This is a genomic window from Ruminococcus sp. YRD2003 (assembly GCA_900109435.1).
Taxonomy (GTDB): Bacteria; Bacillota; Clostridia; order Oscillospirales; family Ruminococcaceae; genus Ruminococcus; species Ruminococcus flavefaciens_G.
Window position 1 is genome coordinate 32,335 of record FNZT01000013.1, and the last position, 20,539, is coordinate 52,873.

General features: G+C 51.6%; 14 protein-coding genes and 1 tRNA gene. 8 read left to right on the forward strand and 7 right to left on the reverse strand.

Annotation, left to right across the window (positions count from 1 at the left end):
* Positions 1 to 49: 49 nt before the first annotated feature.
* Together BMX22_RS11775 and coaBC are read left to right on the forward strand one after the other, a co-directional pair.
* Positions 50 to 499 (forward strand): GNAT family N-acetyltransferase, encoded by a 450-nt coding sequence (locus tag BMX22_RS11775; protein WP_074742635.1) that lies wholly within the window; start codon positions 50 to 52, stop codon positions 497 to 499.
* Between the two features lie 2 nt (positions 500 to 501).
* Positions 502 to 1,692 carry a bifunctional phosphopantothenoylcysteine decarboxylase/phosphopantothenate--cysteine ligase CoaBC gene (gene coaBC, locus BMX22_RS11780; protein WP_074742636.1) on the forward strand — a complete coding sequence of 397 codons (1,191 nt, stop codon included), beginning with the start codon at positions 502 to 504 and terminating at the stop codon, positions 1,690 to 1,692.
* 48 nt (positions 1,693 to 1,740) lie between these two features.
* Here the strand turns inward: coaBC and BMX22_RS11785 are convergent, their stop codons facing one another.
* From BMX22_RS11785 to BMX22_RS11815, 7 genes are all read right to left on the reverse strand, one after another.
* Positions 1,741 to 2,013 carry a hypothetical protein gene (locus tag BMX22_RS11785; protein ID WP_031560771.1) on the reverse strand — a complete coding sequence of 91 codons (273 nt, stop codon included), beginning with the start codon at positions 2,011 to 2,013 and terminating at the stop codon, positions 1,741 to 1,743.
* A gap of 39 nt (positions 2,014 to 2,052) precedes the next feature.
* Positions 2,053 to 2,325 (reverse strand): hypothetical protein, encoded by a 273-nt coding sequence (locus BMX22_RS11790; protein ID WP_074742637.1) that lies wholly within the window; start codon positions 2,323 to 2,325, stop codon positions 2,053 to 2,055.
* Positions 2,326 to 2,355: 30 nt separating this feature from the next.
* Positions 2,356 to 3,828 carry a DUF1846 domain-containing protein gene (locus tag BMX22_RS11795; protein ID WP_074742638.1) on the reverse strand — a complete coding sequence of 491 codons (1,473 nt, stop codon included), beginning with the start codon at positions 3,826 to 3,828 and terminating at the stop codon, positions 2,356 to 2,358.
* Between the two features lie 140 nt (positions 3,829 to 3,968).
* Positions 3,969 to 5,372 (reverse strand): DUF4340 domain-containing protein, encoded by a 1,404-nt coding sequence (locus tag BMX22_RS11800; RefSeq protein ID WP_074742639.1) that lies wholly within the window; start codon positions 5,370 to 5,372, stop codon positions 3,969 to 3,971.
* On the reverse strand, positions 5,372 to 6,931 hold the full coding sequence (locus tag BMX22_RS11805) for a Gldg family protein (protein WP_074742640.1): 1,560 nt from the start codon (positions 6,929 to 6,931) through the stop codon (positions 5,372 to 5,374). Before BMX22_RS11805 ends, BMX22_RS11800 begins: the two co-directional genes overlap by 1 nt.
* 6 nt (positions 6,932 to 6,937) lie before the next feature.
* Complete coding sequence (locus tag BMX22_RS11810) at positions 6,938 to 7,669, reverse strand: ABC transporter permease (protein ID WP_074742641.1); 732 nt, start codon at positions 7,667 to 7,669, stop codon at positions 6,938 to 6,940.
* Complete coding sequence (locus BMX22_RS11815) at positions 7,669 to 8,721, reverse strand: ABC transporter ATP-binding protein (RefSeq protein ID WP_074742642.1); 1,053 nt, start codon at positions 8,719 to 8,721, stop codon at positions 7,669 to 7,671. Before BMX22_RS11815 ends, BMX22_RS11810 begins: the two co-directional genes overlap by 1 nt.
* 553 nt (positions 8,722 to 9,274) lie before the next feature.
* Between BMX22_RS11815 and BMX22_RS11820 the strand changes: the two genes are divergently transcribed.
* The 6 genes from BMX22_RS11820 to BMX22_RS11845 all read left to right on the forward strand — a co-directional run bounded on the left by BMX22_RS11820 (position 9,275) and on the right by BMX22_RS11845 (position 20,295).
* Positions 9,275 to 11,872 (forward strand): glycoside hydrolase family 48 protein, encoded by a 2,598-nt coding sequence (locus BMX22_RS11820; RefSeq protein WP_074742643.1) that lies wholly within the window; start codon positions 9,275 to 9,277, stop codon positions 11,870 to 11,872.
* 132 nt (positions 11,873 to 12,004) lie between these two features.
* On the forward strand, positions 12,005 to 15,424 hold the full coding sequence (locus tag BMX22_RS11825) for a toll/interleukin-1 receptor domain-containing protein (protein ID WP_074742644.1): 3,420 nt from the start codon (positions 12,005 to 12,007) through the stop codon (positions 15,422 to 15,424).
* Positions 15,421 to 17,379, forward strand: coding sequence for a hypothetical protein (locus tag BMX22_RS11830; RefSeq protein ID WP_074742645.1), 1,959 nt, complete (start codon positions 15,421 to 15,423; stop codon positions 17,377 to 17,379). The genes BMX22_RS11825 and BMX22_RS11830 overlap by 4 nt, the downstream gene beginning before the upstream one ends.
* 254 nt (positions 17,380 to 17,633) lie before the next feature.
* A tRNA-Gln gene (locus tag BMX22_RS11835) sits at positions 17,634 to 17,709 on the forward strand.
* 347 nt (positions 17,710 to 18,056) lie between these two features.
* A complete protein-coding gene (locus tag BMX22_RS11840; RefSeq protein ID WP_074742646.1) occupies positions 18,057 to 18,674 on the forward strand; it encodes an MSCRAMM family protein in 618 nt (205 codons plus the stop codon).
* Positions 18,675 to 18,732: 58 nt separating this feature from the next.
* Entirely contained in the window at positions 18,733 to 20,295 is a 1,563-nt protein-coding gene (locus tag BMX22_RS11845; RefSeq protein ID WP_318259737.1) for a recombinase family protein, read from the forward strand.
* Positions 20,296 to 20,539: the final 244 nt, after the last annotated feature.

Sequence of the window (20,539 nt, forward strand, 5' to 3'; positions counted from 1 at the left end):
TAAAAGCTGTTATGTTATAATGGATATATCAAACTTCAAGGAGGCTGCTATGGGGAACATCCGTCCTGCGGAGGAGCGTGACCTCTCGCGTATCGCCGAGATCTTCGTCTTCAACTACCGCATTAATTTCTACCCGTTCTTCAAAAATGACCCGTTCTACTTCGGTGAGCTCAATGTCCTCGACACTGTGCGGGAGTTTGCGGCTGACCTCGGATGTTTCCATGTCTACGACGACGGCGTAGTCAAGGGCTTCATATCCGTCATCGGCGACGAGCTCAACAAGCTCCATATCGACCCGCAGTTCCAGAGTATGGGCGTGGGTGCGGAGCTTCTTGAATATGCGACAGATGAGCTCGGCGCGAGGTGGCTTTGGGTGCTTGAGTACAACACTCGCGGACAAGCCTTCTACAAGAGACACGGCTTTGAGCTCACGGGCGAGAAAATGACAGAGGACGAGTGGGTGCCGCTGCTGAAAATGGCACTTGAAAAGGAGAGATAGATATGCTAACAGGAAAAACAGTTCTGCTCGGAGTTTCAAGCTCCATTGCAGCCTATAAGATATGCAATCTCGCACGTATGCTGACGAAGCTCGGTGCGGACGTTCACGTCGCGATGACCGAGAATACGCAGAACTTCGTCCACCCGCTGACATTCGAGACCCTGACACAACACAAGTGTCTCATCGACACATTCGACCGAAATTTCGAGTACAGCGTCGAGCACGTTTCTATCGCGAAGAAGGCGGATGTCGTGATGATAGCCCCCGCGACCGCAAACGTGATAGGCAAGATAGCGAACGGCATTGCCGATGATATGCTCACCACGACCGTTATGGCGTGTACCTGCAAGAAGATCATTGCTCCCGCGATGAATCACAATATGTTCCACAACCCGATAGTGCAGGAGAACATCGAGAAGCTCCGCTGCCACGGCTATGAGATAATTGAGCCCGTCAAGGGTATGCTCGCGAACCGCGATATCGGCGACGGCAAGCTTCCTGACGAGGAGACCCTCCTCGAGTACATCGTGCGCGAGGCGGCATTTGACAAGGACTTAGCGGGCAAGCGCGTGCTCGTCACAGCGGGAGCTACCCGCGAGAGCATCGACCCCGTCCGCTTCATCACCAACCATTCGAGCGGCAAAATGGGCTTTGCGATAGCGCGTGCGGCAATGCTGCGCGGAGCAGATGTAACGGTAGTCGCGGCACATACCGACGTTGAGCCGCCGATGTTCGTGAATGTGGTGAAGGTGCAGTCCGCGGAGGATATGTTCAACGCGGTGAAGGAGCACCTCGAAGAGAGCGACATCATCGTCAAGGCGGCGGCAGTTGCGGACTACACGCCCGTGACAGTCGCGGACAACAAGATAAAGAAGTCCGACGGCGACATGGTCATTGAGCTGAAGCGCACCACAGATATCCTCAAATATATCGGCGAGCACAAGCGTGCGGGACAGGTGGTCTGCGGATTCTCTATGGAGACCGAGAACGTCATCGAGAATTCGCGGAAGAAGCTCACCAAGAAGAACTGCGATATGATTTGCGCGAACTCCATAAAGAAGGCGGGCGCGGGTTTCGGCACGGATACCAATATCATAACGATGATAACACCCGACGGCGACGAGGAGCTCGAACTGATGAGCAAATTCGACGCGGCGAACATCATTCTTACCAAGCTCGCTTCAATAAAGTGAAAAACGAAAAGCACTCCCTCGGGAGTGCTTTTCGTTTTGCTATTGGATTCAGCCCTTTGACTTACTTCGTACGTAGTCGACAGCGGCTTGCTCACTGGTGAAGCTTTTTCTGTTCCTGACATTTCCTCTTTCGCGGAATGCCGCATAGAAGCGGTCGCCCTTCTGCCATATCTGCCAGCCGCATTCGCCGTCAAATATGTCGTAATCGCGTCCTGTTTTATTGGAGTGTTTGATAAGCTCATCAACCGTCGTTATCTGTTCGGGCTTGGGCGGAATTACCTTCTTCTTCGGGCTCTGCTTCGGCTTCTTCTTATGTGACATAGTCGATACCTCCGTTGCGGAAGGAAGGGCTTATTGGATTCAGCCCTTCGACTTACTTCGTACGTAGTCGACAGCGGCTTGCTCGCTGTCGAAAACCTTTCTGCGACCTACTTTATCTCTATTGAGGGACGCCACATAGAAATGGGCGCCCTTCTGCCATATATTCCAGCCGCCTTCGTTGTCAAAGAGACCATAAGAGTGCCCTGTTTTATTGGAGTGTTCTATAAGCTCATCAACCGTCGTTATCTGTTCGGGCTTGGGCGGAATTACCTTCTTCTTCGGGCTCTGCTTAGGCTTCTTCTTATGTGACATAGTTGATACCTCCGTTGCGGAAGGAAGGGCTTATTTGCTGTACTTAGGCTCGCAGGTGAGGTTTATGCCGAGGCGCTTGAAGATACGCTCATCGACGGGCGAGAGGATAACGGTGGAGTGTACCTCGCAGCCGCGCAGCTTTTCTATCTGCTGCATCGCCTTTTCTGCGTTCTCGTCGGTGGTAGCACAAATGGAGAGCGCGAGGAGGGTCTCGTCTGTATGTATTCTCGGGTTGTTGTTGCCGAGGTGGTTGACCTTCAGGTCCATGATAGGCTCGATAACATGGGGCGACATGAGGAGTATCTCGTCGTCGAGACCTGCGAAGTGTTTCAGAGCGTTGAGCAGAAGTCCCGATACCGCGCCGAGAAGCTCGGACGTTCTGCCTGTGAGGATAGTGCCGTCGGGGAGCTCCATAGCCGCCGCGGGAGCACCTGTTGCCTCCTCCTTCGCGAGAGCAGCCGCAACGCACTTTCTGTCCTCGGGGGTAACGTTAGCCTGCTTCATCAGAAGCTCGAGCTTCATTACCTCCTCCTCCGAGATGAGACCCTTACGTCTGTCGCAGAGGGCGGTGTAGTAGCGGCGGATGACCTCGTCACAGGCTGCCTTGCAGGTCACCTCGTCGTCGACGATACAGTTGCCCGCCATATTAACGCCCATATCCGTAGGCGACTTATACGGCGACTGACCGAGTATCTTCTCGAACATAGCGTTCAGAACGGGGAATATTTCGATGTCGCGGTTGTAGTTGACGGTGGTCTTGCCGTAAGCTTCGAGGTGGAAGGGGTCTATCATGTTGACGTCGTTGAGGTCGGCAGTAGCCGCCTCGTAGGCTATATTCACGGGGTGACGGAGGGGAAGGTTCCATATCGGGAAGGTCTCGAACTTAGCATAGCCTGCGTTTCTGCCGCGTTTGTGCTCATGATAGAGCTGTGAGAGGCAGGTCGCCATTTTTCCGCTTCCTGGTCCTGGAGCAGTTATGACAACGAGGCGGCGTGTGGTCTCGATGTAGTCGTTCCTGCCGTAGCCGTCGTCGCTGATTATCTGCTGAAGATTCGACGGATAGCCCTTTATGCTGTAGTGGTGGTACACCTTTACGCCGAGAGCTTCGAGTCTGCTTTGGAAAGCGATAGCTGTGGGCTGGTTGTCATAGCGTGTGAGCACGACGCTGCTGACATAGAGCCCGATCTTTGTGAACACGTTGTAGAGGCGGATAACGTCGACGTCGTAGGTGATGCCGAGGTCGCCGCGCACTTTGTTCTTCTCGATGTCGTCGGAGTTGATGACGATCACTATCTCAGCCTCGTCCTTGAGCTGGAGCAGCATTTGCAGCTTGCTGTCGGGCTTGAAGCCTGGGAGCACGCGTGATGCGTGGAAGTCGTCGAAGAGCTTGCCGCCGAATTCGAGGTAGAGCTTATCGCCGAACTGGTCGATACGCTGGCGGATATGCTCGGACTGCATTTTCAGATATTTTTCGTTGTCGAAGCCAATTTTCACATCGGACATAGTGTTACCCTCCATAAAAAACAATACATCTATTATTATAAAACAAAAGGCGTCAAAAATCAAGAAGAAAAACTAATTTTTAAGCTTTCGGCTGAAAAAAATACCGCAGTCCCGAAATAAAAGGGACTGCGGCAGATATGTTATTTCAGATTCGGTTCGAGCCCCGAGAGCTCGCACAGCGTCTTATACGCGGACATCATCGAATCATTGCCCGAGATGAAATCCGAGCTTGTTTTCGTACCCGTGTACTTGCCGTTTACGAAGACGTAGCAGTCCGAACCTTCGCCCGTTGAAACGAGGTCGACCTTAGATTCCTCGCCGCTGTTCAGCACGTACCTCGCAGTGAGGACGGGGTCGGCGAGCACAGGAGCCGCTTCGATGTCGGCAGCGTTTATGCTGATGTAGGAGAAGCTGTTGTAGAAGCTGGTGAAGACGTTCTTTATCTCCGCCTTTGAGAGGTCGATGGCAGTGCCGCGGCACTCAGCCCCGACAGCGCCTTCGCTGACCGTGAAGGTATCGGAGGCTTCGGCGCAGTCGAAGCTGAATTCGCTGATGTTGAACATATTGGCGCTCTCGACATTCTGCATGATGATATCGAAGATGTCATAGTCGATGAAGTCGAGGTCGCTCGTGTAGTAGAGAGCGAGCAGCCCCGTATCCTTGATGAGGATATGCGTCATCTTGGAGGCGTCCCTGCCGTAGCGGCTCATAACGAGTGTATGGGACTTGCCGTCGGTGCCGCTTACCGTGAGTTCCGCATACGGCTTGTCAAGACCGTATTTTGCGAGATCGGTGCAGTTCTCCTCGAGGATCTGCTCTGCCGAGAGACGTGTGAGCACCGTTACCATAGTCGAGGGACGGGTCTGGTTCACCGTAAGGAGCTTGTATTTTTCGGGCAGAGTCCACAGTCCCGTTGCAGGGTCGAGCGTGAGCTCATAGACGGTCTTGCCGTCGCGCTTGACGCTTATGCCCGACATTTCCTCGGCAGAGTAGGGGATCAGCTTACTGTCGATGAGGTCAAAGCGGGTCGTGATGAGGGAGTTTATCTCTGCGGACTGTACCGCGTAAATCTTGTCCCTGCCCTCGACCATAGCGTAGTAGTAGCTGCCTGTGGGGCTTGCGTCGCCGATGTTCAGGGTGTAATTGCGGTCGCCGTCGCTGACAGTGAGCACATACGGCTCGTCGAGACCGTATTTCTCCTTGCTCTCCTTGTCTGCGTCACCGTAGTTGGTATCGGCTTCGAGGTCGCAGATAGTCGTACAGATCAGCTTTGCCTTTGACTGCTCGACGCCGAAGGTGTTGTCCGAATCGGGAGCATTCACCCATTTTCCGCCATCGAGCCTGAGCTTATAGCTGCCCTCGGCGCTCTGTATCTCTATCGTGCCGATAGCATCGGGGTCGATATCGAAGAGCTGGTTCTCGGCGAGTTCTTTTGCCTTGTTCTCCTTGTTCTTTTTATCGGAGTTCTGCACGTAGAAGAACGCGCCTGCCGAGACAGCCGCCGCTGCTGCGAGGCTTATGACTGCGATGATACCTTTTTTCATTAAGCATATCTCCTTTTCAGCCATACTGCGAGACCCGCGGCAAGGAATACCGCAGGGAGGATGAAGAACAGCTTTATCGCGCGCGAGGCGTCCTTGGCGTCCTCGAATTCGAGAGTATCGTACGAGTTGGACTTAGCACCGATACCCATGTCGATATCACTGTTGTAGAGCCATGTATTCGAGAAGAGCGTGAGCATTCTCGTACCTGTTGTCGCATAGGTCATGCGGTCGTTGCTGATAGCGTCGTCGGAGCCGATGAGGTAGAGCTTCGCGCCCGTCTGCTTGTTGTAGGAGTAGTAGCCGAATACGAGCGGCTCACCTGTGAGGCCTTCCGCTACCTCCTTTGTGTCGTTATCGCCGCCCATTGGAGTGCTGACGGTGGTGAATGAGCTCTGGTCGGAGGAGAGCGAGCGGTTCTCGATTATCGAGAACTTCTCTATCTGCTCGCCCGACATGGTCAGCTCGAAGAAGCTTCTTGTATTTGAAACGTAGTCATAGATACCCGCATCCGTGTCCTGAAGCTTGGTGTTGAGGTCGGTGGTGAGGTCTTCTGTAGCTTCGGAGCTGGGGTAGGGGTAGGATACCTTGATGTAGTGTTCGAGTATCTTCTCGCGCTCTGCGATGATATTGGGCTGGTCGGTGGTAGCGTAGAGCATCTCGTCGGGGAGGATATTGCTTACGAGCGCAACGTTCGCCTGAAGAGCGGTGCTCTTCTCTGTGACGGTGTTGTAGTGCATACCGAGCTGGAATACCGCGAGCAGCTGCTCGATGTTCCTGAATCTGCCGCTTGTCTCGCAGGGCGGGAGTATCATGGAAATAGCACCGCCGTTGTCAACATAGGCTTTGAGCTTTTTGTAGTCTGCGTCCGTGAGGTCTTTCTCGGGAGCAACGAGGTAGAGTATAGCCGTGTTGTCGGGAACGGCGTCAACGGCGGCGAGGTCGAGCTCGTCCACGTTGTAGTTATCTGTTTTTATAGCGTCCGCGTAGTTGGAATAGTCATCGAGGGTCTTGCTGCTGTAGCCCTTGAGGAAGTAAACGGTCGGGAGGCTTCCGCTCGTGCAGAGCGCGATAGCGCCCGCGATGAGCTCCTCTCCCTCATACATCAGTATGTTGTTGGAGTCGGTCGGGAAGCAGCGTATGAACGAGACCTTCTTGGTGACGTCGCCGCACTTGATGAAGATATCGGCGGGATTGACGCTGAGAGTACCTGTCGGGTCGAGACTCTCTGCCATTTCGACGTCCTTGTCGGGGTCGAAGCAGGTGAGCGTGATGTTGTCGCGCTTTTCAAGCTCGGTGAGCGTGTGGTACAGGGGGAGGTACTTAGGCACTTCCTGTAAGTCGTTGAGCTGTGAGAGGAAGTAAACGTCTATCTGCTTGTCGGCAGTATCGTCAAGGAGCTGCCTTGTTATCGGATTGAGCGTATACTTTCCCGTAGGTGTCATATCGAAGACCTTGTCCTTGAATGAGAATATCATATTCACGGGCACGAATATGAGCAGAATGAGCAGCGCGAGCACAACAGCGAACGCGCCCGAGAAGTCGGATCTTTTCTTTTCCATTTCAGCTTACCCCCTTTTCCAGCGTCTTCTCTCAATGGCGATGTAGTTCCATGAGAGGCATACGATTATTGCCGAGGCGAAGAATACGAGATCCGAGAGCCTGATGAAGCCCTGCGAGAAGTAAGCGAATCTCGGCTGGGCGGCAAATGCGTAGAGCACGGACTGGAGCTTCGGGAACTGCATGATGAAATCTGTGCGCGAGAAGTCGTCGATGAACATGAATGCGAACATGATTATCTCACCGATAACGGCAGCGATAATGGAGTTCTCGGTAAAGCTCGAGATGAGCATACCGATGGCGATGAACATCGCGCCCCATGCAAAGAAGCCGATATACGCGCATATGAGCTGATTCATTATGAGTGTGCCGTGGAAGTAGGTGAATATCGGGAAGAGAGCCGAGCCCGCTATCATGAAGAGGAAGACAGTGAGGTTGGCGAGGTACTTTCCGAGGATTATCTGTATTACGCTGACGGGAGAGGTCATGAGCAGCACCTCTGTGCCGAACTTGCGCTCGTCCGCGAATGTTCTCATGGTGAGTATCGGTATTAGGAAGATGAAGAAGAAGATGACATTGTAGAAGATGTCGGGAAAAGTGAACTGGAGAACGGGCTGTCCGAGGTCACCGAGCGCCGCGTTGAACATATAGGTGAAAAGGAATATGAACAGCGCTGTGATGACGTAGGCGAACGGCGTATAGAAGAAGGACTGGAGCTCCTTTTTATAAACAGAAAACATTATTCCTTGTCCTCCTTTTCCTCGTCCGCGGCGGACTCTTCATCGTCTTCGGTCTCGGGGGCTTCGACGGGCTCTATCTCGTCGAGCAGGTCGAGCAGACCGTTGTTCTTCGCCGAGCGGTTTATCATATCGACGAATACAGCCTCGAGGTCGGGTTTTTCGGTGTATATCTCGGATATCTGTATGCCGTGCTTAATGAGCTCTGCCATGATGTTGTTTTTGACATCGTCGCCCGCGCCCTCTTTGAGCTTGACAGCGAAGGCGTAGAAGTCATTGCCCTCGGCGTCGATGGAGGCTATCTCCTGCACGCCGTCGGTGAGCTCGATGATATTGGAAGTCTTTGTGCGGTCGCCCTTTATCTTTATGCGGAGCGTCAGGCTTCCGCCGAGCTTCTTTTCGAGGTTCTCGATAGTGTCGACAGCCTTGATGTCGCCCTTGTTGATGATGACGACCCTGTCGCAGACAGCGCTCACCTCCGAGAGTATATGCGAGCTGAATATGACTGAGTGGTCTTTTTTGAGGCCCTTGATGATATTTCTGACCTCGATGACCTGATTCGGGTCGAGACCGACGGTAGGCTCGTCGAAAATGAGGAACTTGGGATCGCCGAGGAGAGCCTGCGCGAAGCCGACACGCTGCTTATAGCCCTTGGACAGGTTCTTGATGAGCTTGTCCTGTACATCCTCTATCTTCAGCAGTTTCATAACGCGGGCTATCTCGTCCTTGCGCTCGGCTGAGCGAATGCGCTTCAGTCCCGCGCAGAAGGAGAGGTATTCCCTGACACGCATATCGGGGTATACGGGCGGGATCTCGGGGAGGTAGCCAATATTCTTCTTAGCGGCGACGGGCTCCTTGGAGATATCGCTGCCGTAAATGGTGACTCTGCCCGCAGACATGGGCAGATATCCCGCTATCATATTCATGGTCGTGGACTTTCCCGCGCCGTTGGGGCCGAGGAAGCCGAGTATCTCATTGTCGTTTATCGTAAAGCTGATATTGTTCACGGCACGGTTGGTACCGTAATACTTTGTAAGTTTTTCGATAGTTATCATGAGGTGCTCCTTTCTATAATATAGTATAAGCCGTCAGCCTTGGAAGATAGGCTTTTGGCTGACGTCCCGCCTTGGCACGGCAGGTGGCAAGGCACACTGTCACATCATACCTGCTTATTATTGCAGAATAGTGTGTAAAGCACGTGAATAATTTATGAACAAATCGTTAAATCGGGCACATCTGCGGACGGGGGATTCGGCGTAGAATCCAGTAAATACGGCTTATTATAAAAATAATTGTTTTATTAATTATTGATTAATATACGCGGTTTTTGATGTTTTGGACGGGTAGGCAAAATGTACAAAAAAGACTTTGCCGATGTGTGCATTGCAACAAAAAAGCGAAGGGCAAAATGTGAAAACAATTCAAACTGTTGACACGCCCCCAAAAGTGGAATATAATTATTATGAAAATAGTTTGAGAATTGTGTGTACGCTTCGTGAAGCAGCACACAGTGTACGAAGTATTTTCGTATACGTTCCCTTCCTGAGAGGAAAGGGAAGGCTTTTATCCATTTTTAAACCAATATTTTATGAGAGGGGTTAAAAAACAATGATAAGCAAAAAGAACAAGGCACTCTGTGCCGGCGTACTTGCTGCTGCAATGTCCGCTTCAGCTATCGTGCCTGCTATCTCTTCAGCTGCTAATGAGTATGCATCTGAGGGCGGCGCTAACGAGTCCTATGCTAAGATGTTCAAGTCTATGTATGACGACGTTATCACCAACGGTGAGAAGAACGGCTATCTCAGCAAGAACAACAACGGTTCGGGTTCCTTCGGCATTCCTTACCACGCTGTAGAGAAGCTCTGTGTTGAGGCTCCTGACTACGGCCACGAGACAACATCTGAGGCTATGTCCTACATGGCATGGGTAACAGCAATGCACGATGTACTCGCTAAGAAGGGCTACATAGACGGCTCGACCGGCGACCTCCAGAAGGGCTGGAAGACTCTCGAGGCTCTCATCCCCGGCTGGTCCGAAAATGCATATCAGGGCGAAAAGGGCGAGATCGACTACGGCTCACTCTGGAAGCTCGAGAAGGTTAAGGCTGATACAACAACAGAAGAGCCCGAGCCTTCGGGATATCCTGCAAAGCAGAACGGCGTTGACGCATACAACCCGATCTTCAAGGACTTCAAGTCCGCTTACGGCAGCGATGAAGGTTACTACCTCATGCACTGGCTCGCAGACGTTGAAGACTGGTATGGCTTCGGCGGCGGCAGCGGTAAGTTCACATTCATCAATACATTCCAGCGTGGTGAGCAGGAGTCCTGCTTCGAGACAGTTCCTCAGGGCTGTATCGAAGAGCTCAAGTACGGTATGTCCGTAAGCGATCCCCACTACAAGATGACAGGTATCAAGGCAGTTATTAACGGCTGGCAGAAGGAAGGCGCTATCGCTCCTCAGTACAGCTTCACAAACGCTCCTGATGCCGAGGATCGTGCTATCCAGGCTATCTACTTCGCAAGCATGAACGGCCTTGACTGCGGTGAGATCTCAGGCCTCGCAGCTAAGATGGGTGACCAGTGCCGTAACGATATGTTTGATAAGTACTATAAGGCTATCGGCTGCCAGAGCATCGACGCTAAGTCTGATGAGGCTACAGCTTCACACGAAGCTATCAAGTCTCAGCACTTCCTCATGGCTTGGTATACAGCTTGGGGCGGATCAACATTCCCCTGGTATGCTGAGAACAATCCGAGCGGAAACTACGACTGGGCATTCCAGATCGGCTGCTCGCACTCACATCAGTTCTATCAGAATCCTCTCGCTGCTTACGCTCTCGCTTACGATCCCGTAATGAGCAAGGCAATGAAGGCTGACTATGCTGTTGAAGACTACAAGGAGTCCTTCAAGAGACAGATCGAATTCTACCTCTGGCTCCAGTCCAAGGACGGCCCCTTCGCAGGCGGTTGTACAAACTCTAAGGGCGGTCAGTACAAGAAGTACGATTCAAGCGACCCGCTCTTCTACGATATGTGCTACGTTGAGCATCCTGTTTATGCTGACCCTGGTTCAAACCACTGGATCGGTAACCAGGTATGGTCTACTCAGCGTCTCGCAGAGCTTTACTACTATGTAAAGACAAACGGCGACCTCACAGGCGGCGAGAAGTTCGGCGGTCTCTCACTTGAAGAGGCTCTCGAGACTCTCCTCACAAGATGGGTTGGCTGGTTCGTTGAGCATACAGAGTTCGATAAGGCTGACGAGGACGGAAACATCATGGCATACGCTATTCCTTCCAACCTCGACTGGAACGGTAAGCCCGCTACATGGAACAAGACATACGATCCCAAGGCTAACGACGGTCTTACATGTACGATCACATCCTACGGCCAGAGCGACGTTGGATGCGTATCCTCACTCTGTAATACACTCATCTACTTCGCTGCTGCTAATAAGGTTCCCGCTTCTGCTGCTCAGACAGACGACAACTCCGAGCTCGCTGCTCAGGGTCTCCGTCTTGCTAACAAGCTCATGAGCGCTCAGTGGAACACAGCTCGTGACGATATCGGTATCGCTTATGAGGAGCACAACGGTTCACTCTACCGTGTATTCGAGCAGGAAGTATTCATTCCTGACGGATTCGACGGCAAGATGCCTGATGGTTCACCCCTCAAGCCCGGCGTAACATTCTCCGATATCCGTGAGACCTACGCTAACGTTGATATGTATAAGGATGCTAAGGCTGTTTACGATAAGAACAAGGCTGCCGGCAAGACCAAGGAAGACCTGATGGACGGCTATAACTACACCCTCCACAGATTCTGGCACGCAGGCGATGCTCTTATGACAACAGGTACAATGGCTCTCCTCTATCCTGATGTAACACCCATCAACGGTGACGAGCCCGTTTCTTCGAGCACAACAACTACAGGCACAACAACAGGCACAACAGATACACTCTGGGGCGATGCTAACGTTGACGGTAAGGTAACAGTTGCTGACGCAACAGCTATCCTCCAGTCTATCGCTAACGGCGACAAGTACGCTCTCAAGCCGCAGGGTAAGATCAACGCAGACGTTGTTGACAACGGCGAAGGCGTAACAGCTAAGGATGCTCTTGCTATCCAGATGATGGATGCAAGCCTCATCAAGCAGGCTGACTTCCCGACAACATCGGCTAAGATCGATGCTCTTCAGGGCTAATTGATACAAATTAAAAGGAACGCTTCGGCGTTCCTTTTTTTTTATGAAGTTTTTCGCTGACCCAAGCCCTTGCATTCCAACGCGAAATATGGTAAAATATCTGTGTATGTTTATTATGCAAGGAGATAGGATATGGAATACAAATACAAAGCCTTTATCAGCTACCGCCACCTCGAACCCGATATGCAGGCGGCGGAGCGTCTACAGAAGCTCCTCGAGGGCTATAAGCCGCCGAAAAACCTCGGCAAGACCAAGGAAAACTGGCGCATTTTCCGAGATGTGTCGGAGCTCCAGTCCAGCAGCGACCTCAGCGAGGACATCAAGAACGCGATAGAGACCTCTGAGTATCTCATCGTGATATGCTCGCCGAAATACACCGAATCCAAGTGGTGTATGCAGGAGCTGACTCGATTCCGCGAGCTTCACGGCAACACGAATCAGAACATCATCACACTGCTTGTCAGCGGCGAGCCTCAGGAATCCTTCCCCGAGGAGCTCACCTACACCGAGATGACCACCACCAACGAAAAGGGCGAGGAGGTCAAGGTAAAGGTCGAGGTAGAGCCTCTCGCGGCGAATATCAAGGCTGACACGCTAAAGGAGTCGATGAAGAAGCTTAACACCGAGTATCTCCGCATAGCCGCTCCGCTTCTCGGCTGCGACTTCAACGACCTGTTCCAGCGCGAGAAGCGCCGCGAGGCAGCCCGCAGGAGGCGCATATTCGGCGGAGTATCGGGCATACTCTCGCTCATCACGATAATCAGCGTTGCCTCAGCGGTGACGATAAGCGGCAAGAATGTGCAGATAAAGAAGCAGAACAGCCGCATCAAGGAGCAGAACGAGCAGATAGAGCTCAAAAACAGCGAGCTCCTTGTCGAAAATGCGGGGCACCTTGCAGTCGAGTCCGAGAACCTCTTCAAGGAGAATGAACTTATCCCCGCGATAAAGAAGGCAGTCGAAGCCCTGCCCGCAGACAGCGAGAACAAGCCCATTCTTCCCGAGGCGGAGTACGCTCTTTCGCGCGAGCTCGGAATGTTCACGCACAGCCGTCTTGTGCCGCAGCTCGCCCTCAGACACGACAGCGCAGTCGAGCAGCTCTCCTTCATGGGCGGCGGCAAGTCAATAGTCACACAGGACGCTACAGGCATTTACTTCTGGGACCCCGAAAACGGCTCGCTGATAAAGAAGATATCGGCTTCCGACAATGAATTTGCCTCCGAGTCGGGCGGAAGCTCGAACAAGCTCACGGCATATTTCGACGTCAGCCGCGACAAGACAGGCACTTATTTTGATTCAACGTCCTCTCCGAGCAGTATAAGCTACGAGAACAGCTCTGTTTTCGGCAGGATATATCCGGACTACGTTCACAGTGTAGATGAAGACGAGCCGGGTACAGGCGGCGATGTCTACGTCTGCAACTCCGACAACACCGTATGGCGCTTAGATGGAGCAACGGGCGAGATAAAGTGGAAGGCGGCGGCCTCAGAGAAGGCGAACACCTACTACGATGTCATCTACGACGAGAAGTACGTTCTCCGTCTGTATCAGGACAAGAACGTTATGCCGAGCGGCGTGTCCTTCCCAGGCAACAATATATATCTTGAGCTGATAGACCGTGAAACGGGCACAATAACCAATGAAGTGAAGATGAACGAAGCTCTGGATCCGACCGTTGGTATTTTAATGAAACCCCAGATATATACCGTGCGCGACGGAGTTGTCTACGTATACAGCGATACCGACAGCGTGTTGAGGGCGTACAAGATAGACGGCAGCGATATAGAGCTCAGCGAGGAGCTCGAGATAGCCAACCAGTACAACGGCGGCATCCAGAATGTGGACTTGCAGTTCGTGGACGGCGACGCGCTCGTGACTTCGTGCAGTATCCTTGCGTTCGACACCTCGACCGTATTTTCGCGCTGTGACAAGGACTTAAAGGCGAAGTGGACCTCCGAGCTCCCGATAAACTACCACAACGGCGGAGTATCTTTCCTCATGCCTGCCGAAGATTCGGGCTATAAGCACGACGTCCTCGCCGTGATGACCAAGCGCACGCTCTCCTTCATCGACTATGAGAACGGCGATATCATCAGCAACATCCCCCTCGACGGCGAGGTCATCGACGTGTCGTTCACCCGCAGCGGACTGGTCATGTTCACTGTCAGGGAGGGCGCAGAGTACGTGGTAGCTCTCGGTCACTACACTACGGGCAATCCCTCCGACAACGCTGCGTACAGGGTCCAGACCATGAACACGGCGCTCTCGCTTTGCAGCTACAGCCGCGACAGATATGTCACCGCGGACAACTACTCCAACACTGCATATATCCAGTACGTGAAGCAGAACCGCCATTTCACCGATATCGACGCGGGCGAGTATATGTACAACCGCAAGGTGCTTGCCGTGTCCGACTCGGGTGAATATGCAGCGGTATCGGCTTCTTACTTCCCGAACGGCACATACGACGGAAACACCGACAGTATCACCAATCACCTGTTCATCTACGAGACATCGGGCGGCAAACTCAGCGAAGTAACGGCAATGTCAGGCTACGATATCAACAGCGCCGCCTTCATCGGCAAGGACACCCTCGTCGTCAACGCCAATAAGGACGGCAATTACAACGGCGAGGAGACTCTCATCGTAGACGCAGTCAGTCTTCAGGCACAAACTGTTCCCGAAGCACCCAAGTCTAACCGCACGAATATGAAGTTTACGGAATCGGATGACGGAGTGTACTACCTCGCCGACTCTGAGCGCAACCTCGTGTATATGACCGCTGATGGCAAGTATGTCGAATGGGGGAATACCGAGGCAGATTCGGTCGGAACAGGCAGGGAAGTTATAAACAGCACGTTTGCGCCTATGGGCACTAAGGCAGTGATATATGCACAGCTCAAGGAAGAGGACAAGAAAGCGCTTGTCGTATTCGATTTTGACAGCGGGAGCGAGAAGCTGCTCGACTTCGACTTCTCCGCAGACGAGAGGCTCGAGGTTCAGCGTATCTTCTGGCAGGACGAGAACACAGTCGGCGTATTCTTCAACAACCGCACTGTATCGCTGTTTGATATCGGTACGGGCAAGGAACTGAACACGATATCACTTGTCGGCACAAGTCAGGAGCCTGTCTCCGCAGTGCCGCTCGGCGACGGCAGTTTTGCGGTGCTCTGCCGTGATTCGAGCATTTACGAGATGACGGCTGACGGCTTTACAGGCAGGAGCTGCCGCCTCGATTTCGCTGACGACTTTGATAACGATATTCGCGAGTCCGACAGCTCTGCGGCAGCAAAGCTCGAGATAAAGCCTTCAGCGGACAATATGAGCGCATTCGTCGTATGGGACGGCTCAGAGGCTTGGCTGCTCGACAAGAGCAGATTCACGGTCCGCTACAGAGTAGACGGCTTCGCGGGAGCTCCCGCCGAAAAAAACATCGTCTTCATCGCGGACGGCGACCGCAACAAGATAGGCAGTTTCCCCATATACTCCACTCAGCAGCTCCTTGACGCCGCGAATGAATATCTCACGGCACTCGGTGAAAGGACGGACAAATGAACAATAACAAGAGCCGCAAGAGAACAACGCGGCTGATATTCCTGCTTGCGGTGCTGTCGTTCCTGATAGCGACCGCGCAGGGGCTCATATACTACAATGATTATGAGCCGTTCTTCAAGTATCTGCTCGTGCTCCAGAACAGTATCAACGCTTTCGGCTTCAAGGCGTCGGTGACGATAAAGGATACGGTCGCCTTCATCAGGAATGACCCCGCCCCGCTCAAAAAGGGTATAGGCTACGCCTACTGTGTAGCTGTGTTCACAGCTCCGTACTGCACGATATCCTTCATATACAAGTTCCTCGAGCGAATACTGCGGTTCATCATCTTCTTCCGCAGGAGCAGGAAATGCAAGCATATCGTCGTTTTCGGATATAACGAAGACGTTCGCTCCATGCTCAAAAACAACAGCTCAGACCCGAAGAAGGTATGCGTACACGTCGTGACTGCCGACAGCATAGACAGCGAGGAGGTCTACCGTCTGAACAAGTCGGGCTATGTGATACACAATGCGGACGTGCTCAAGGCAAAGGAGACGGAGCTTCCTGCGCTGCTTGCCAAGACACACATCGAGGAAGCGTCGAACATCATACTCTTCGAGAGCTCGTCGATACGCAATTTCTCGCTGCTCCAGCTCTTCCGCCTCAATGAGGATGATGACCCTGACAGGATACGTCTCGCGGTGGGAGCAAAAGTGTCATGCAGATGCGAGGAGGAGGGCATAGGGCGCCTTATCGCGGAGTATTACAACAGCGCCGCGGGGACCGACGCCTGCTTCGACCTCGAGCTTGTGGGACTGCCCGAAATGCAGATACACAAGATGTACTCCGACCACCCGCTCCACATGGTGTACAAGGGCACGGACAAGCCCCTCGGCGAGTGGAATGTCCACCTGCTCGTTGCGGGCTTCGGTCAGCTCGGACAGCAGGCAGTATTGCAGGCGATGAACCTCGGTATCGTCCACGAGAGCAACAGCATAGTAATCGACGTTTTCGACACCAATGTACGTGCGAAGAAGGCGGTGTTCCTCAATCAGTTCAGCCCCGAGACCTTCGATATCAGTGACAACAGGGCAAGGCTGAAAAGTGAGGCAGCCGACGGCTTGCTGGAGATAAACTTCAACGAGCTGAACGTCGCTCATAACACCTTCTACGATATGATACGCGGAAAACTCGGCTCAGACCCGTATACATATGCAGTCATTGCACTTGAGAATATCGACCTTGCAGTCAACTGCGCGATGCAGCTCGAGGAGCTCTTTTCCGAGAGCAGCCTGAAGGCTCCGATACTGATGAGAATGGACACCGACCGTCGTCTTGCAGGCTATATCTCCGCGGAAAACAGTGCTCTCGCGGACGTAAGCCTCATCGACGACAGAAGCGTTGTCATCACACTTGATATGATAATCAACCGCGCGATAGACCGCAGCGCCAAGGAGTACAACCACTTCTACAACAATATCGCCCTCGTGACCGCCGATGAAGCGGGCGCGGAGACCAACTCCGACGCCGACCCCGAGCAGGAGTGGAACCGTCTGCGGCTGTTCCGACGCTCGTCGAGCAAAGCGGCTGCATACCATGACGAGGTCAAGGACGATATAATCCCCAAGCTCGCGGAGGAGAGCGGAACACAGCTTGCCGACAAGCTCGAGGAACTCCTCGGCAGAGACGGCTCGCTCATGCGGTATACGGGCTCTGCGTGGCAGATGCGCGGCTCTGAGGAGGAGCTGCTCGACACGCTTAAACAAGATAGTTTCGCGTATGAGCTTGCGGCTCTCGAGCATAGGCGCTGGTGCTGCTATATGGCTTCGATAGGCTGGCGGGCAGGCGAGCGCAGCGATAAATTCCGCCGCAATCCCTGCATAGTGACTCAGCAGAAGCTTATGGAGACAAAACCTGAAATGTGCAAATATGACCTGATGTCACTCATGGCACGCTACCGCAAAATGAACGGATAAGGAAAGGCTCGGCATAAGGGGCGCTTCCCCGACGGATTCGCAGGTTACCGAATTTGAACGTAAGTTCATGGCTCGGCAGCCTGCCTTTCCGCTAAGGTAGACAGCACGGGTAAGGCGCTTATGTCGGGCTTTTATTTGCGGATTTGCGGAAGACCACTCCATACCACCACAAGTTAAAATATAAAAATTAATAGAAAAGCTTGACTTTTTAATAGCGGAGTGGTATAATAATAAAGCTGAATCAATCAGTACATTGGGGTGTCGCCAAGTGGTAAGGCAGCGGACTCTGACTCCGTTATTTCGAGGGTTCAAATCCTTCCACCCCAACCATATCGTCATGACTAAATTGATGACATAGTCAAAAAAGCCCGAAATATCGGGCTTTTTTGCTACCCAAATCTCGAAAAATTTACTTTGATTTTCATAGATGACATTGAGCTGTTTTAGCCATGTGTAAGGATTTGAACTCTCAAAAGTGAGAATTCAGCCCTCTCCAAAGGTCGAAATACAGGCAAATCTCGATTTTGTTGCCCCAAAATAGTATACAAAGTTTCGGACTCGGTTTTAGTGGTTTTCACGAAATGTGAAAACACTGGAATCGAGTCCTTTTTTGTTTCCTCGAAAACCAAGTGATAGAAAACCTATCAGCGATTTGTGAGCCGTTTCTGACGGCATCTATGATCAAGCACAGCGACGATGAGGATAATACAGTCGAAAACCTTGAGGCAGGAGCTGAGTTTGAGGTATATCTCAAATCAGCAGGGAGCTACGACAAGGCAAAGGAAACGGAGCGTGACTATCTCACTACTGATGAAAACGGCTTCGCTCAGACCAAAGATATGCCTTACGGCATATATACCGTTCATCAGCTCAGGAGCGTCGACGATTCCGAGCCTGTAGCAGATTTTGACGTAAATATAGCTGAAAACGGCAAGACCTACGAATACGTGCTCAACGACAAGCCCTTCAAATCTTATATCCATGTTACAAAGATCGATGCCGAAACGAGCAAGGTAATACCCTATGAGGGCGCAGGATTCCAGATATATGACAGCAAGGGCGAGCTCGTAAATCTCGGCACGGACACATATTACACCAACAGCGAAGGCTTCCTCATAACACCCGACAGCCTCAGATACGGCGAATATACGCTTGTTGAAGTGCAGGCTCCCGTGGGATATGTACTCGACAGCACTCCTGTACCGTTCACGGTGAATTCTACGAATTCAAGTGAAGAGAACGCTGTAAACGTTATAAAGGTCACGAAAGCGGATATAGCTCAGAAAGGCAGCTAATGTAAGGATAATCCCTGCGAAGCCGCAGGCTGTTGACAGTAATAATCAGTGTAAGCGGCTGAATGTTGCTGCGTACTGCCGCGTCAGTACCGAGCAAGAGGAACAGCAGAACAGCTATCAGGTCCAAATCGAGTATTACACAAGCTACATCAGCTCCAATCCTGAATGGTCGTTTGCAGGCATATTCGCTGACGAGGGCATAAGCGGCACTCAGACCAAGAACAGGACGGAATTCAACCGCATGATAAGAATGTGCAAAAAGAAGAAGATAGACCTTATCCTATGTAAATCCACAAGCCGCTTTTCAAGAAATACTGTTGACTGCCTCGACAATGTAAGGCTTCTGAAAAGCCTCGGTATAGGCGTTATATTCGAGAAAGAGAATATAAATACGCTGACAGCACAGAGCGAGTTCATACTCGCCTTGTACAGTAGCTTCGCCCAAGCCGAGAGCGAATCCATAAGCAAAAATATAACACTCGGAAATCAAATGGCGTTCAAGGACGGTAAGGTTAGATACCAATACTCACATTGGCTCGGATACAGAAAAGGCGCGGACGGCAAGCCCGAAATTGTTTCCGAAGAAGTTGAAGCGGTCAAAACAGTTTTCAGACTGTTCCTTGAGGGGAAATCTCATAAGGCAATCGCCAATTATATGAATGAGCATAATTATCCTAACAGAAGCTCAACGGGCTTATGGGTAAATTCAATGGTCAAGCGTATACTTGAAAACGAGAAGTATATAGGCGATTGTCTCCTCCAAAAGACATACACGGTTGACTGTATCACTCATAAAACAGCTAAGAATAAAGGCGAAAGACCTATGTACTATGTCAGCGACTGCCACCCTCCAATAATAGACCGCGACACGTTCAACCGAGTTCAGCAGGAAATCGCGCGGCGTAATTCCAAGCGTTCAGCAAGCACAAAGAATCCTACCGAACAGAGCAAGTACAGCAGTAAATACGCCCTGACCGAACTTCTCATTTGCGGCGAGTGCGGTACAGCTTGTAGACGTTGCCGCTGGACTTCTCATAACAGGAACAGGACGGTGTGGCGTTGTATCAAAAGATTGGAACATGGTCCGAAATACTGTAAATCGCCCACAATAGACGAACAGCCGCTACATAACGCTATTGTAAGAGCTGTAAATGAGTTCTATAACTGCGGCGATGATGTGGCTAAGGTATTGAAATCAGCAGCAGAAACTGTCCTTTCGGGAACAATCGGCAATGAGATATCTCAGATCAAACAGCGGCTCAAGGACATAGACCAAGCTCGCAATGACTTCGTAAACCTTATAGCTACAGGAGCTACGGCTCCCGATTCCCTTGACGATGAGTTTGCAAGTCTATACAGCGAAGAAGAAAAGTTGAGCCAGAAGCTCCTTTCACTCAAAGCTCAGGGAGAAGCCGAGCAGAATGAGCTTGTTGATAGTATAGAAACGGATATAAATAACGCTTCTTTTGAACTTGAAGAATACGATGATGTTTTGGTGCGAAAGGTCGTTGAATGTGTTAAAATACTCAGCAAAGAGGAAATATCCGTCACTTTTAAGGGCGGTTATGAAGTAAAAGCTGAACTTGAACCAATTTCAAAAATTGCTATTGACAAATCCTGATTTGCAGGATATAATATATATGAAGATAAGTTTCGGCTTATCATATGGGAGCTTGCTCCTGTAAAAAGCAGTGAACCCTACTGTAAGTGGGAACTTTACAAGAGGTGAACCCTACCGTAGAAGTGGGAACTTTACAAGAGGTGAACCCTACCGTAGAAGTGGGAACTATTTGAACGATAAAGGCTGTGCTTGTCACAGCCTTTATTTATAGAGAGGTTATTTTTATGAAACAGCATCTTAAACT